The 14,605-nt window shown below is 44.3% G+C and carries 11 protein-coding genes; all 11 read left to right on the top strand.

All coding sequences use genetic code 11. The features are described 5' to 3' along the window. The first annotated feature begins 6 nt into the window (after nt 1-6). The 11 genes from purN to NRE15_RS05040 all read left to right on the top strand — a co-directional run bounded on the left by purN (nt 7) and on the right by NRE15_RS05040 (nt 14,600). On the top strand, nt 7-585 hold the full coding sequence (gene purN / locus NRE15_RS05090; protein ID WP_313794518.1) for a phosphoribosylglycinamide formyltransferase: 579 nt from the start codon (nt 7-9) through the stop codon (nt 583-585). After that, entirely contained in the window at nt 582-2,174 is a 1,593-nt protein-coding gene (purH, locus tag NRE15_RS05085; RefSeq protein ID WP_313794517.1) for a bifunctional phosphoribosylaminoimidazolecarboxamide formyltransferase/IMP cyclohydrolase, read from the top strand. The genes purN and purH overlap by 4 nt, the downstream gene beginning before the upstream one ends. A gap of 20 nt (nt 2,175-2,194) precedes the next feature. After that, nucleotides 2,195-3,475 (top strand): phosphoribosylamine--glycine ligase, encoded by a 1,281-nt coding sequence (purD, locus tag NRE15_RS05080; RefSeq protein WP_313794516.1) that lies wholly within the window; start codon nt 2,195-2,197, stop codon nt 3,473-3,475. Then, entirely contained in the window at nt 3,476-3,973 is a 498-nt protein-coding gene (gene purE / locus NRE15_RS05075) for a 5-(carboxyamino)imidazole ribonucleotide mutase (protein ID WP_313794515.1), read from the top strand. Next, entirely contained in the window at nt 3,966-5,078 is a 1,113-nt protein-coding gene (purK, locus tag NRE15_RS05070; protein ID WP_313794514.1) for a 5-(carboxyamino)imidazole ribonucleotide synthase, read from the top strand. Before purE ends, purK begins: the two co-directional genes overlap by 8 nt. Nucleotides 5,079-5,091: 13 nt before the next feature. Next, on the top strand, nt 5,092-5,778 hold the full coding sequence (locus NRE15_RS05065; protein ID WP_313794513.1) for a phosphoribosylaminoimidazolesuccinocarboxamide synthase: 687 nt from the start codon (nt 5,092-5,094) through the stop codon (nt 5,776-5,778). 16 nt (nt 5,779-5,794) lie between these two features. Further along, complete coding sequence (locus NRE15_RS05060) at nt 5,795-9,337, top strand: phosphoribosylformylglycinamidine synthase (protein ID WP_313794512.1); 3,543 nt, start codon at nt 5,795-5,797, stop codon at nt 9,335-9,337. An 853-nt stretch (nt 9,338-10,190) separates the two neighbouring features. Beyond that, nucleotides 10,191-11,285, top strand: coding sequence for a DUF871 domain-containing protein (locus tag NRE15_RS05055; protein WP_313794511.1), 1,095 nt, complete (start codon nt 10,191-10,193; stop codon nt 11,283-11,285). A 34-nt stretch (nt 11,286-11,319) separates the two neighbouring features. Next, complete coding sequence (locus tag NRE15_RS05050; RefSeq protein ID WP_313794510.1) at nt 11,320-12,210, top strand: serine hydrolase domain-containing protein; 891 nt, start codon at nt 11,320-11,322, stop codon at nt 12,208-12,210. Between the two features lie 15 nt (nt 12,211-12,225). After that, entirely contained in the window at nt 12,226-13,299 is a 1,074-nt protein-coding gene (locus tag NRE15_RS05045; RefSeq protein ID WP_313794509.1) for a glycoside hydrolase family 172 protein, read from the top strand. 125 nt (nt 13,300-13,424) lie between these two features. Continuing rightward, nucleotides 13,425-14,600, top strand: a complete 1,176-nt coding sequence (locus tag NRE15_RS05040) for a cation:proton antiporter (RefSeq protein WP_313794508.1) — start codon at nt 13,425-13,427, stop codon at nt 14,598-14,600. The last annotated feature ends 5 nt before the right edge of the window (nt 14,601-14,605 follow it).

Below are 14,605 nucleotides of genomic sequence, written 5' to 3'. Positions count from 1 at the left end.
GGTCAAATGAATATTGCGTTATTTGCTTCAGGTACCGGGTCTAATGTTCAAGCGCTAATTACCGCGGTTGAAGAAGGGCGTCTGGATGCAACCCTCGTTTGTCTCGTATGTGATAATCCGCAAGCAGCCGTGATTGATAAAGCTCAACAAGCGCAAATACCGACATTAGTTCTACCACCTAGTGCCTGCCCTCATCGGCAAGCATGGGAAGAACACATACTCGCCTTTTTACAAGCCCATCAAACAGACTTAATTGTCTTAGCCGGCTTTATGCGGATTATTGGGGACACTTTATTGGAGGCTTATCCTAAGCGGATTATTAATATTCATCCTTCACTCTTACCTGAATTTCCTGGTCGTCACGGCATCCAAGATGCTTATGAAGCAGGCGTTGCTCAAACGGGTGTCACCATTCATTTTGTCGATGCCGGTATTGATACCGGTGAAATTATCGCACAAGAAAGTTTAGCCATTCCCCAAGAAGCCACGCTTGCAGAACTAGAAGCAGCCATCCATGCCATAGAACATCGTTTATACCCCGCCGCATTACAAACTTTGATTGAGAAAGGAAAGATGGATAAATGACACAGTATGCTTTACTGAGTGTATCGGACAAGACGAATATTTTAGAAGTTGCCAAAGCCTTAAATAATCAAGGCATTAAGTTACTGTCAACAGGAGGTACCTATAAAACAATTGAAGCCTCCGGTTTACCGGTTGAATCAGTTGATCATTACACCGGTTTTCCTGAAATGATGGATGGACGGGTGAAAACCTTACATCCAAAAATTCATGGAGGTTTATTGGCTTTAAGAAATAACCCAGCCCATATGGAAGCTGCTAAAAACCACCATATCCGTCTGATTGATTATGTGATTGTTAATTTATATCCCTTCAAAGAAACCATTACAAAAAAAGAGGTCACTTTAGCTGATGCGATTGAAAACATTGACATCGGTGGACCATCGATGCTACGCTCAGCCGCTAAAAATTATCAAAGTGTAACGGTCGTTACCGACCCTGCGGACTACGCTACCTTTATCAATCAACTAGAAACTAAAGGGCAAACGAACTTTGAATTTAGACAATATTTAGCTGCTAAAGTCTTCCAGTTAACCTCACATTATGACACTTTAATTGCTGATTACCTGACTCAATTCAATCAAACGACTGACTTTGAATCCCATCCATGGGAACATAAAACGCTCACTTTTTCAGACCGTCAAAGCTTACGTTATGGTGAGAATGGCCATCAAAGTGCTAGTTTTTATAAACAAATCAATCCCCCTGCTTTTTCCATTGGCGCTGCCCAACAACTGCATGGCAAAGCCTTGTCTTATAACAACTTAAAAGATGCGGATGCTGCCATAAAAATTGCGCGTGAATTCACCGAACCTGTTGCTGTCGCACTCAAACACATGAATCCATGTGGGGTAGCGGTAGCCGATACGATTGAAACAGCTTTTGAGCGTTGCTACCAAGCAGATTCCGTCTCTATTTATGGTGGGATTGTGGTGGTAAATCGTCCCGTAACGCTTGCCTTAGCCAAGCGCTTCAGTGATATTTTCTTAGAAATTATTATTGCGCCAGAATTTGAAGCCGATGCCTTCACTCACTTACAACGTAAGAAAAATTTACGGTTATTAACCGTTGATTTTACGCAAGCAGAAGACAGTTATCAAGAAGAATATGTGTCGGTTACAGGAGGCTTATTAGTTCAAGATGCGGATGCTTCTGATGAACTCGTTAAGGATAGTTATCAAACGATGCCTACAACTTGGGACACGCCGACTAAACGTCAACCAACCGCTAAAGAACAAGCGGCCATGAATTTTGGTATGAAAGTGGTCAAACATGTTATGAGTAATGCCATTGTGGTCACCAATGACTATATGACTTTAGGTATTGGCGCGGGTCAAATGAATCGTGTCGGTGCTGCTGAAATTGCGTTAAAACAAGCCGAAGAAAAGGCGGCGGACTTAAGAAATGATGTGTTTGTTATGGCGAGTGATGCCTTTCTACCGATGGCGGATACGGCTGAATTAGCTCACCAACATGGGATTACAGCCATTATTCAACCTGGTGGTTCGATTCACGATGAAGATTCGGTTGCTGTCTGCGATCAAGCTGATATGGCTATGGTTACAACGGGCATCCGTCATTTTAGACATTAAGAAAGGTGACTAATTAAACCATGAACAAAAAAATATTGGTGATTGGTTCCGGTGGGCGTGAACACGCGATTGCACGGGCTTTTAGAGACAGTCAAAAGGTTGAAAAAGTATTCGTCGCGCCTGGCAACCCCGGCATGGAATTAGATAACGCCAAGCACGCGACCCCCATCGAATGTGTTGACATCAACATCCAAGCATTCGAGCAATTAGCTGCATTTGTTAAGGAAAATGACATTGCCTTAACTTTTGTTGGTCCCGAACAACCGCTCGAAACAGGTATCGTGGATTATTTTAACCAAGAAAAGCTCGCTATCGTCGGACCGACCAAAGAAGCCGCCCAACTGGAAAATTCTAAATGGTTTGCTAAAAAGGTGATGGCTGAAGCCGGTGTTCAAACGGCTCAATATCACTATTTTACCGCCGACCAAATTACCCAAGCCAAAACCTACTGTCAAGATTTAGGGCTACCTTTTGTCATTAAAGCCGATGGTTTAATGGCTGGTAAGGGCGTGGTTATTCCTGAAAGCATGGACGAAGCACACTTGACCCTTGACCAAATGATGCTACACAATCAAAAAGCCGTTTTAATCGAAGAATTTTTGGTAGGTACAGAGTTTTCTCACTTTAGCCTAGTCAATGAGGAACACATTCTCGCTCTGGGCAGTGCGTGTGATTACAAACGAGTTGCCGCCAACGATACGGGGCTCAATACCGGAGGTATGGGGGCTTTTGCGCCTGTCCCGTGGGTGGACGACGCTCTGAACCAGCAAGTGATTGACACCGTTGTGAAACCTGTGGCCCAACAAATGGTCGCCCAAGGCACACCCTTTACCGGCGTTTTATATTCAGGCCTAATCATGACCGCCAGCGGCCCTAAAGTCATCGAGTTCAACACTCGCCTCGGCGACCCTGAAACACAAGTTTTACTACCGACCCTGACCACCGATTTTTATGAAATTGTAACCGCCCATTTAAACCAACAACCCCTTCAAATAAATATCGCTAGTCAAACCCTGCTGGGGATTGTGTTAGCTGCCCAAGGTTATCCAGGGGATTATGTGAAAAAGATCCCTGTTGCCATACCTAGTGAATTATTACCGCAAATTGTCTTTGCAGGTGTCAGTGGGACTAGCGACCAGCTATACTCCAGTGGAGGTCGGATTTTAATGGCGGTAGCTAGTGGACACGATTTAGAGGAAGCACGAACAAAAGCCTATGCAACTATTGAAAAGATAGAAACAGTCGATACCTTCTATCGACCAGATATTGGCTGTCATCGCCAACTTAAAGGAGAGGATTAAATGCGACAACAAGCAGATGTAGCCGTCATTATGGGTAGTATTTCGGATTGGGAGCAAATGCGTGGTGCGAGTGAAATCCTAGATGAATTAGGTATTACGCATGATCGCCAAGTGATATCAGCACATCGGATGCCAAATGAAATGTTGAATTTTGCGGAAACAGCGCGTAAAGAAGGCTATAAAGTCATCATTGCCGGGGCTGGTGGTGCGGCCCACTTACCGGGGATGATTGCTTCAAGTACCACTTTACCCGTCATTGGGGTCCCAATTAAATCGAGTGCTTTAAGTGGACAAGATTCGCTCCTTTCGATTGTTCAAATGCCTGCCGGCGTACCGGTAGCCACGATGGCGATTGGACCTGCAGGAGCAAAAAACGCTGCTTTAATGGCAGCCAGAATTTTAGCGGTGACACAAGTCGAGGTTGAATTAGCCTTAACAGACTTTCAAGAAAGACAACATTTAGCCGCTTTAGAAAGTAGTGATCAGTTGTATGACTAACGTACTTTTACCTGGCGCGACGATTGGGATCATAGGGGCGGGCCAGTTAGGCAAAATGCTTGCGCAATCGGCTCAAAAAATGGGCTATCGGGTAGCGATGTATGATCCCAACCCCCAATCATGTGGCTTTGCGGTGGCTAACAGCTATACCGTTGCTGATTTTTCAGATCATGATCAGTTGTTGGCTTTTGTCCAATCGGTAGATGTTGTCACCTATGAATTTGAAAATATTGATGGGACTTTATTAGATCGCTTAGCGGCTAATAGTTATTTGCCCCAAGGCACACACTTGTTGTTAACCTCCCAAGATCGGCTTAAGGAAAAAAACTGGTTGAATGCCATTGGAGTACCGACGGTGTCGTTCAGAGGTATTTATTCAAAAGAGGATTTAAGTCGTGAGGATCGTGGGGTTTTAAAGACAACGCGCTGGGGTTACGACGGCAAGGGGCAGTTTTTGTTGGATGGCCAAGCGGATTGGGATGCGATTGAGGCTAGTTTAGCTAAGCAACCACTCATTTTGGAAGCGTTTTGTGAATTTGCTTATGAGGTGTCGGTTATCGTGGCCCGCGATTTGCAGGGGGCGGTTAAAGTGTTTCCGCCAAGTGTGAATGAGCATATTCATGGGGTCTTGTGTACGTCGTTAGTGACAGGTGATTTTGATGCGGCTGTTTTAGCCAAAATTGTGGATCAAGCGACGGTAATTGCTGAAGCCGGGCATTTGGTAGGCGTGTGTGGCATTGAATTTTTTGTGACGCAAGATGGGGACATTGTGGCCAATGAGTTGGCTCCGCGACCGCATAACTCGGGACATTATTCGATGGAAGGTTGCAATGTATCGCAGTTTGATCAACATATTTTAGCGATAACGGGTCGTCCTATCAGAGATATTTATTTGTGGGAAGATAGTTTGATGGTGAATATATTGGGTCAACATATGCCGCAAATTGAGGCGGTGATAGAGGCGTTTCCGGAAGCGATGGTGCATGTGTATGATAAGGGTGAAGCCAAAGAGCAGCGTAAGATGGGGCATTTTACTTTGACGCAAGCTGGGGTTTCGGAGGTGTTGCGTTCAGACTTTTTGCAGGCGTGGCGGCAGTTATTTTAAAAGGGAGTGCAAAATGAAGTTAATTTATCAAGGTAAAACCAAAGATATCTATCAAACAGATGATTTGTTGACTTTGAAATTCAAGGATGATGTGACCGGGACTGATGGTCAATTTGATCCGGGTGCCAATCAAGTGGGCTTATCGATTGAAGGGATGGGGCAGTTGAATTTGGCGATGTCGACTTATTTTTTTGAAAAGTTAAATCAAGCCGGGGTTGCAACGCATTTTGTCTCTTCCAATATCCCTGAGCAAACCATGGTGGTTAAACCGATGAAAGTATTTGGCTTGGGTTTGGAAGTGATAACACGCTTTAAGGCAACGGGGTCATTTATTCGTCGTTATGGGGCTTATATTGAAGATGGGCAGCCGCTTGATTTTTATATGGAGATGACTTTAAAGGATGATGCGCGGCAAGACCCGTTAGTGACGCCCGATGCGCTTGTGGCTTTGAATATTATGACGGTGGAACAATACAATCGTTTAGTGTTGTTAAATCGGGCGATTACCAAGATGATTAAAGAGGATTTAGAAGCTAAAGGTTTGGATTTGTATGATATTAAATTGGAATTTGGTTATGCAGAAGATAATCCATCGCAAATTGTTTTGATTGATGAAATTTCAGGTGGCAACATGCGTGTTTATCGTGGGGCAGAGCTTTTACAACCCCTTGAATTAGCTGGCTATTATACCCGTGATTAAGAATGAGAGGGATAAAATGAGTAAATTTATTGTCGTTGAAGCGAATGATGCTAGTTTTTTACTTAAAGAAGCGCATCAATTTCTAGGTTTAAATGACTTGGAGAGCGTAAAACAATATGATGTTTTTGAAGTGTCCTTAGTGGATGAACTAGATGCTATTTTACCCTTGTTTGATCAGGGGGTCATTGTCGATGATTTAAGTGACTATGAGACAGCGACGAGTTTTCGTTACCGTCAAATTTTAGGGCAATATGATGAAGTGCAAGAAATGACCAATCATATCGTCAATAATTTGCGGGGTCATGATTTAGCCTTGTATCATTCACGTATTGTGGATTTAGTTGGTTTGAAGGATGCGGCAGCGGTCGACCGTTTTAAGGCTTACTTTATCAATAAGACGGAAGCCGAAGTGGTTGGTTTTGGCCATTTGGACTATGATATGGGTATTTCACCTGCGACTGATTTGCAAACGGTGGTTGGTTTTAATGGGCTGGATGAGGCGGGCTTAGTTGCCTTGATAGCTGATTACTCAATGGACTTAGCTGATATTAAAGTGGTGCAAGATTATTTTAAGGCTGAAGGCGTTGAACCAACGGTTTTCCAATTGAAAGTGATTGACACTTATTGGTCTGATCACTGCCGACATACGACGTTTATGACCGAATTAAGCGAGATTACGGTGGCTGATGGTGCCTATCAAGCGGCGATTGAAGCGACCATAGCTGAATATAATCAAGTACGTGCCAGTGTCTATGCTGACCGGGCTCAACCTAAAGCCGTTACGTTGATGGACTTGGCAACGATTAATGCCAAAGATGCTAAAAAATTGGGTATCTTAACTAATGTGGATGAATCTGACGAAGTGAATGCGTGTTGTATTCGGATAAAAGTTGATGTTGAAGGCGATGAAGAGGATTATTTATTGTACTTCAAAAACGAAACCCACAATCACCCAACCGAAATTGAACCGTTTGGCGGGGCTGCGACATGTATCGGTGGTGGGATTCGCGACCCTCTTTCTGGCCGTTCGTATGTGCATCAAGCCATGCGGATTACCGGTGCTAAAAGTCCTTTAATGGCCTATGACGACACTCGAAGCGGGAAACTGCCACAACGCGTGATTACACAAAAAGCCGCGCAAGGCTATTCTGATTATGGGAACCAAATTGGTCAAACCGCCGGTTATGTGCATGAATACTACCATGATGGCTTTGAAGCTAAGCGGATGGAATTAGGTGCCTTAGTGGCGGCTGCTCCTGTGGACTACGTGATCCGGATTAAACCAGAAGCGGGTGATAAGGTTATTTTATTAGGTGGTCGTACCGGTCGTGATGGTTTAGGTGCGGCGGTGGGTTCATCGATGGTTCAAACCGAAAAATCGTTGGCTTTACAAGGTGCGGAAGTTCAAAAAGGCAATCCTACGATTGAGCGCAAAATTATTCGTTTATTCCGTCAACCTGATGCCACACGCTTAATTAAGAAATGTAATGACTTTGGTGCCGGTGGGGTGGCTGTTGCGATTGGTGAACTTGCTGATGGTTTAATTATTGATTTGGATAAAGTCCCAACCAAATATCCCGGCATGGATCCTAGTGAAATTGCCTTATCTGAATCTCAAGAACGAATGGCCGTGGTTGTCAGTGCTGAGGATGTTGCTTCGTTTGTGGCTTTAGCCCAAGCTGAAGATTTGGAAGCTTCGGTGGTTGCGACGGTTACGGATTCGCCTTACATGGTTATGCGTTATGAAGGTCAAGAAGTCTTGCGTTTGAAACGTGATTTCATTGATTCAAATGGAGGCGCAAAAACGGCAGTGGCTGAAATCCATGCTGAAGCTATTACGGGTTTCTTTAAGGATGACCGTTCGATTTTAGAACAATTGGCGGATGTTAATAATGCTAGTCAAGCCGCTTTAGCTCAAAACTTTGATTTTACGATCGGTAAAGGGACTGTTTTGGCGCCTTTAGGGGGTAAAAACCAAATCACTCCTCAAGAAGGGATGGTTGCTAAAATTCCTGTCTTAGGTAAAGATACGGATACAGCCTCTGTAATGACGGTTTCCTTTAAGCCGGAGTTGGCCACTGTGTCGCCTTATCATGGCGCCTATTATGCGGTCGTTAATTCGATTGCTAAGGCCGTTGCTTTAGGTGTGCCTTATCAAGACTTACGTTTAACCTTCCAAGAGTTTTTCGAGCGAATGGAAAATGCGGTTAACTGGGGCAAACCTACTGCCGCTTTACTTGGTGCTTTCAAAGCCATGAAGCAATTAGACTTGGCTGCGATTGGCGGTAAGGACAGTATGAGTGGCACCTTTGAAGACTTACAAGTACCACCATCATTAGTCAGCTTTGCAGTCGCTGCGACAGATGCGCGTAAAGTGGTGTCACGCGAATTAAAAGCGACCGATTCACAATTGTGGGTTTTAAAAGCTGAGATGAACGCGGCGGACATTATTGAAACTGAAGATTTAATTGCTTTGTTCGAAACAGTCCATACGTTGATTAATCAAGGTTTAGTCCGTGCGATTTCTACTTTTGATGACAAGACTTTAGAAGTGAATCTAGTCGAAATGGCTTTAGGTAATGGCATTGGCTTTCATATCGATGGTCGTTACTTAAATCAAAAAGTAGGCTTAGGCTTTATTTTAGAAGTGGCCGACGATCTAGCTTTAGTTGAAGGCGCAGTGAGCGTGGGCCATACGCAAGCAGAAGCGGAAGCTGTTTTAGACGGCGCGACTTATTCTTTAGTGGATTTAGCAGCTGCCTATGGGGCGCCGTTAGCAGAGGTATTTACTGAAGTGGTTTTAGTTGATCGTGAAGCACCCAAAGCGGCTCTTGAAGTGCCGGTGTTTGTTTCGCAGGCTAAGGTCTTGATTCCGGTCATGACGGGGGTGAATGGCGAGTACGATTTGTATGAGTCCTTCAAGCGTTACACGGACCATGTAGACTTTTTCGTGGTTAAGGAGGAGTTGGATTATGCGGCGTCGGTTAAGGAATTGGCTAGCGTGATGCATAATTACGATGTGTTGGCTTTCCCTGACGGGTCGATTTTGTCCAACCGTTTGGCATACGGGCAAGCCATGGCGTTGTTGATTGAAGACCTGGGGGATGATTTGATGGTCTTCCTTCAAACTAAATATCTCCTGGCCGTTGGCGCGTCATTTGCTGGCTTTGTTCGCAGTGGATTGATGGAGTTTGGTCGTGTGCAAGCCGGCACGACGATAAGCTTTAAGGCGAATCCTTACGAGAAATTCGTTTCGACAGTGGTTGAGGCTAATGTGGTGCGTGAGAGTGCGTTTGCGTCGGTGGGTTCTTATTCAACGGCTTTAGCCGGTTATGAATTGATTGTGGATTTAGACGAAGCCACTTTTGAAGATCAAATCCTAAGTAAATATACCCGCTTCTTCGACGGGGCTGTCGGTGTGGATGCCATGGTCGACCCAAGTGGTCATATTTTAGGCGTTAATGCCAACTTTGAACGTTTCAATCGCGATGGCTTTAATAATTTGGACGTGCATGAAGCACCCTTTATTGGGAATTTGTTGAAGGTTGTAGGAAAGTAGAATCGTTTAATAAATAGTGTTGCTTTAAAAATCCGACCGGATGATTGTCATGAGGTGGTTTGTTCCTGCCTTTATGGATTCAATTATCCGGTCGGGTTTTTTGTGTTTTTTTGCGTATGGTTTCATATTTTATAGGGATATAGACGTGAAAAAACGCGACTTCTATTTTTTTAGGTTGAAGAAGGCGGCTAAGTAATAGCGTGACCACGAGCGCTAAGTGAGTTAATTCCACTTAATCAGTTATGTGGAATATTCTGGGTGAGTTCGTTCCACTTAACGTAAGTGGGAAGTGAAGAACCGTCATTTCTCACTTACGCTGCACCAGCACACACATATTCGGGCAGTTGTTGTGAGCGTGATGAGGAGCGCACACATATTGGAGCGCTTGTTGTGAGCACGGCATTGGGCGCACACATATAGGAGCGCTTGTTGTGAGCGCGGTGTTGGGCGCACACATATAGGAGTGTTTGTTGTGAGCACGGTACTGAGCGCACACATATAGGAGCGCTTGTTGTGAGCGGAAGCGTATAGGGCCAATCCGTTAGCGGTAAGTGGGAAGTGAAAGGCAGTTGAATAAAGGTAATCGGTCATCAAACACCTGATTTCATGACCAAATAACCATAATTGTAGTCTGTTTTACGATAATACATTTCCCGCTTAGGTTATGTGGAATATACTCCAAGAGTTTGTTCCACTTACCCTCACAAGAGGAATATTCAAGCAGCGGGTATTCCACTGACTCACTTCAACTCACAAGCAGTGATATTTATTTAAAAAGATGAGGTGGAATGTTTGAAAATAGGTGCCGTAATCGTTTACACTGGTAGATGTAGATTGAATTGAGGTGTCAAAATTGAGGAAATTAGGAATATCATTGTATCCAGAACAGTCGACCTTTGAAGCAGATAAAGCCTATTTGGAGCGAGCCAAAGTGTTGGGCTATGAACGCTTGTTTTTAGCGATGCATCCGGATGAGCCAAAGGATCGGACGACGCAAGCTTACCAGCAATTTTTAGATAGCTTGCAGTATGCCAAATATTTAGGTTATGAGGTGGGAATTGAATTAAATCAACAAGCCTTGGATGATTTGGGGTTGAATTATGCGAATTTAGATTCGATTAAAGAAATGGGCGCGGATATTGTTCGCTTGGATAATGAATCCATTGCGTCAGAAGCAGCCCAGATGACGTTGAATCAATTGGATTTATGTATTGAGTTAAATATGAGTCAAGGGACGCAACATGTGGATGCGATCATGTCTTATTCGCCCAATAACACACAATTATTAGGTTCGCATAATTTTTATCCGCAGCGCTACAGTGGTCTCGGGCTGGACTATTTTAATGCCTGCAACCAGCTGTTTAAAAAGCATGGTTTGCGGACAATGGCTTTTGTCAATTCTCAAATAGCGACCTTTGGACCCTGGGGGACAGCGCCGGATGGTTTATGCACCTTAGAAATGCATCGGCCAATGCATTTAGCGAGTCAAGTGAAACATTTAAAACTGATGAAAGATATTGACGATATTGTGATAGCCAATGCTTATGCGTCCGAAGCCGAGTTGCAGGCAGCTGCAGAAGCCTTTTATAGTGCGAATGTGGCTTTGCGGGTTGAGATTAGTGAAGCAGCATCAACTATCGAGCGCGAAATGATCTTGAAGAATATTCACAGCTATCGGGGGGACCATTCGGAGTACATGATTCGCTCGACCTGGTTGCGGGAATTGTATCAGCATACGCCCATTCCGCCTCACAATAACCGCGCGATTAAAGCGGGTGATGTGATTATTAACAATGACAACTACCTGCGTTATAAAGGCGAACTCCAAATTGCCTTAAAAGACATGCCGGCGGATAACCGCGTCAATGTCGTCGGCCGGGTTACTAGCGACGACCAAAGCTTACTTGACAGCCTTCCTCCATGGTCAACCTTTCAACTTATCGAATAAATATCACTGCTAAAAACCTTAAAAGGAGTGCTGTATGTTAACGGAATTTATTCACGCAGTCAATCAATCGCATCACCAAGTTAATGCGGTTTTCGTCGTTGAGGCTGAGGGTATCAGCGCCAAATACGAGTGGGCACAAGGGAAACAAAATTTTCATTCTATTGGTAAAACCTTTGCTGCTTTAAGCTTGGGTTTTGCCATTAATGAAAAAATCATCGCTTGGGATGAGCGTCTGGCAGACTTGTATCCAAACTTAGTGACCGTCGAAAATCAGACGACTTTAAAACAGATTAAAATTTCCCATTTAGCGTCTATGTCTATGGGGCAAAAAGAGGGTCAGCTGATGATGGATAGCCGAGCCGGCATACAAGATAAAGACTGGGCGCATTATGTGGTGAATCAGCCCTTTGATGCTGAAATTGGGAAACACTTTACTTACACCAATGCGGGATTCTATTTGCTCGTTCGAGCGCTTCAACAACGCACAGGGCAATCGATGAATGCTTTTTTTGAAAAACGCTTGTACCAACCATTAGGTATTGGAGACATTGAATGGGAAAAAGACCCCTTGGGTTACGATTTTGTAGCTGGGGGTATAACCACGACTACTGATACCTTAGTCCAAATAGCAAAATTATTTATTAATGAAGGGGTGATTCATGGGCAAACAGTGATCGATCCAAAATGGTTAAAAGCAATGGCGCAGCCGCAGAATATTTATTTAGAGGTGGGGCCTTACACGGATTATTATGGCTATGGTTTGTGGGGTGACAGTCGGCGTAATTATTATCGGGCAGATGGGGCTTTTGGGCAATTGGTGATGGTCTTTCCGGCATGCAAACACGCTGTGGTCGTCGCGTCAAAAGAGGCTGACAATGAAGCTTTAGTGGATTTAGTTTTCAAACATATTGTAACAAAATTTTAATAAGGAGCTTAAAAAATGCAATTTATGGGAAATATGATGAGCAATTTAACCCTGCTGACAGACGCAAAAACACGGTCGATTAGTCCTGAGAATTTTACCGGTGAAAAGGGCAAGGGCGGCATGGCCACTGAGGGAACGGGTAAAAATGCGGCGCGTGAATTAGGTGTAGGTTGGAAAGTTTCGCCATCGATAATGGTCCAACCGGCTTCCACGGTTACCTTGGCAGAGATTGAGGGACCGGGTGTCATTCAACATATCTGGTTAACCTGCTTTCCGCCATACTGGCGCAGTGCTATTTTACGGTTTTATTGGGATGGGGAAGAGCAGCCATCAGTCGAAGTCCCGATGGGTGACTTTTTCTGTAATGGTTGGACGGAGCGGACGAATGTTAATTCATTGCCTATCGCCGTCAATCCAGCCGGGGGCATGAATTCCTATTGGGAGATGCCATTTAAGAAATCGGCTAAGATTACCGTTGAGAGTTTAGCCACGGAAGAATTTCCTTTATATTATCAAGTGGATTATAGTTTGAACGAGATTCCTGACAATACAGGCTATTTCCACGCTCAGTGGCGTCGCAGCAACCCGCTTCCTTACAAAACAGACCATATTTTAGTCGACAATATTAAAGGTAAAGGTCAGTATGTGGGGACTTATATTGCTTGGGGCGTTAACAATAACGGTTGGTGGGGCGAAGGCGAAATCAAGTTCTTCATGGATGGGGACAAAGAATTTCCAACCATTATCGGTACGGGAACAGAAGATTATTTTGGCGGTGCTTGGAATTTTGAGCATCCCCATGGCGAGTATGGAAGTTACTCCACAGCCTTTTTAGGAATGCCACAAGTGATAAAACCCGATGGCTTGTATCGCAGTCAACAACGCTTTGGGATGTACCGCTGGCATATTTTAGATCCCATCCGCTTTGACGACGATTTAAAAGTGACGATTCAAGCCTTGGGATGGCGATCCGAAGGGCGTTACTTGCCCCTACAAGACGACATTGCCTCAACCGTTTTCTGGTACCAACAAGAACCTCACCAAGCCTTCGCATCGAATTTAGAAAAAGACCATTTAGAGGTTATCTAAGACCCTCTTTTGTGCTATACTCTAACAAAGGGATGGTGCTCCCTATAATGTGGCGCCTATTTTGGACAAATGTCTGTAATAGGTGTCTTTTTTTAATAAATACCACTGCCTTTGGAGGTTTGATTATGTTAGCCAGTTTAGCTCTCATCATGTTATTAGGAATTTTCACTCATCTTGTGTGCCAAAAATTAAAACTCCCATCCTTGGTTGGTTATTTGCTACTAGGGATTATTTTAGGACCATCCGTTTTAAACCTTTTAGATCAATCGTTAATAAATATCTCTGCTGATCTGCGTCAAATTATTTTAATCATCATTTTAAGCCGGGCAGGATTGTCGCTGGATTTGGATGCTTTAAGAAAGGTCGGCCGACCAGCCATATTAATGAGTTTCGTGCCGGCTAGCTTTGAAATTATCGGAACGATTGTGTTTGCACCAAAAATTTTGGGGTTGCCTGTGATTGATGCAGCTATTTTAGGCACCGTTTTGGGAGCTGTATCACCTGCTGTAGTCGTACCAGCTATGCTAAAATTGATTAAGGAAAAACGAGGGGTGGACAAAGGGATTCCGCCATTAATTTTAGCTGGGGCATCGGTGGATGATATTTATTGTTTGGTTTTGTTTGCCGCTTTTTTGGGTTTGCGTCAGACCGGTCGTTTTCAGGCGAGTGCCTTGTTAGAAATTCCACTTTCGATTGTTGCAGGGGTATTTATTGGGGGGATGATGGGTTTTGTTTTAGGGCTTGTTTTTGAAAAGGTTAGTTTGACCACGGGGCAACAGCTTTTGTTGATGTTGAGCGTGTCGATGGCGTTTGTGAGTTTTGATAATGTGAGTCGGCTGCCTTTTTCGGGGATTTTGGCGGTGATGACGATGGCTATGCTAATTTATCGGCAGGTACCAGGTCAAGCCGAGCATATTGCGAGATATTATTATCAATTGTGGTCGGTTGGTGAGTTATTTTTGTTTGTGTTAGTTGGCGCATCGGTTGATGTGGCCTTTGCGTTTACGGCTGGCTGGCGTGCCGTGTGGTTGGTATTTTTGGTGTTGGCTGTGCGGATGGTTGGCGTGTGGGTGAGTTTGTTGGGGACTGGGTTTGGCTGGAAGGAAAAACTGTTTTGCATGATTGCCTATTTACCTAAAGCCACGGTTCAAGCCGCCATTGGCTCCATCCCTTTGAGTTTGGGTTTGGCGTCCGGCGAAATTATTTTGACCTTGTCGGTGGTGGCCATTTTGATAACGGCGCCATTGGGTGCGGTGGGGATTGAGTGGAGTTATGAGCGGTTGTTGGATAAAGCAGAATAGGAGGT

The sequence above is a fragment of the Fundicoccus culcitae genome (assembly GCF_024661895.1).
Taxonomy (GTDB): Bacteria; Bacillota; Bacilli; order Lactobacillales; family Aerococcaceae; genus Fundicoccus_A; species Fundicoccus_A culcitae.
The sequence above is the reverse complement of the archived record's forward strand: the minus strand, read 5'-3'. Positions and strand labels throughout refer to the sequence as shown.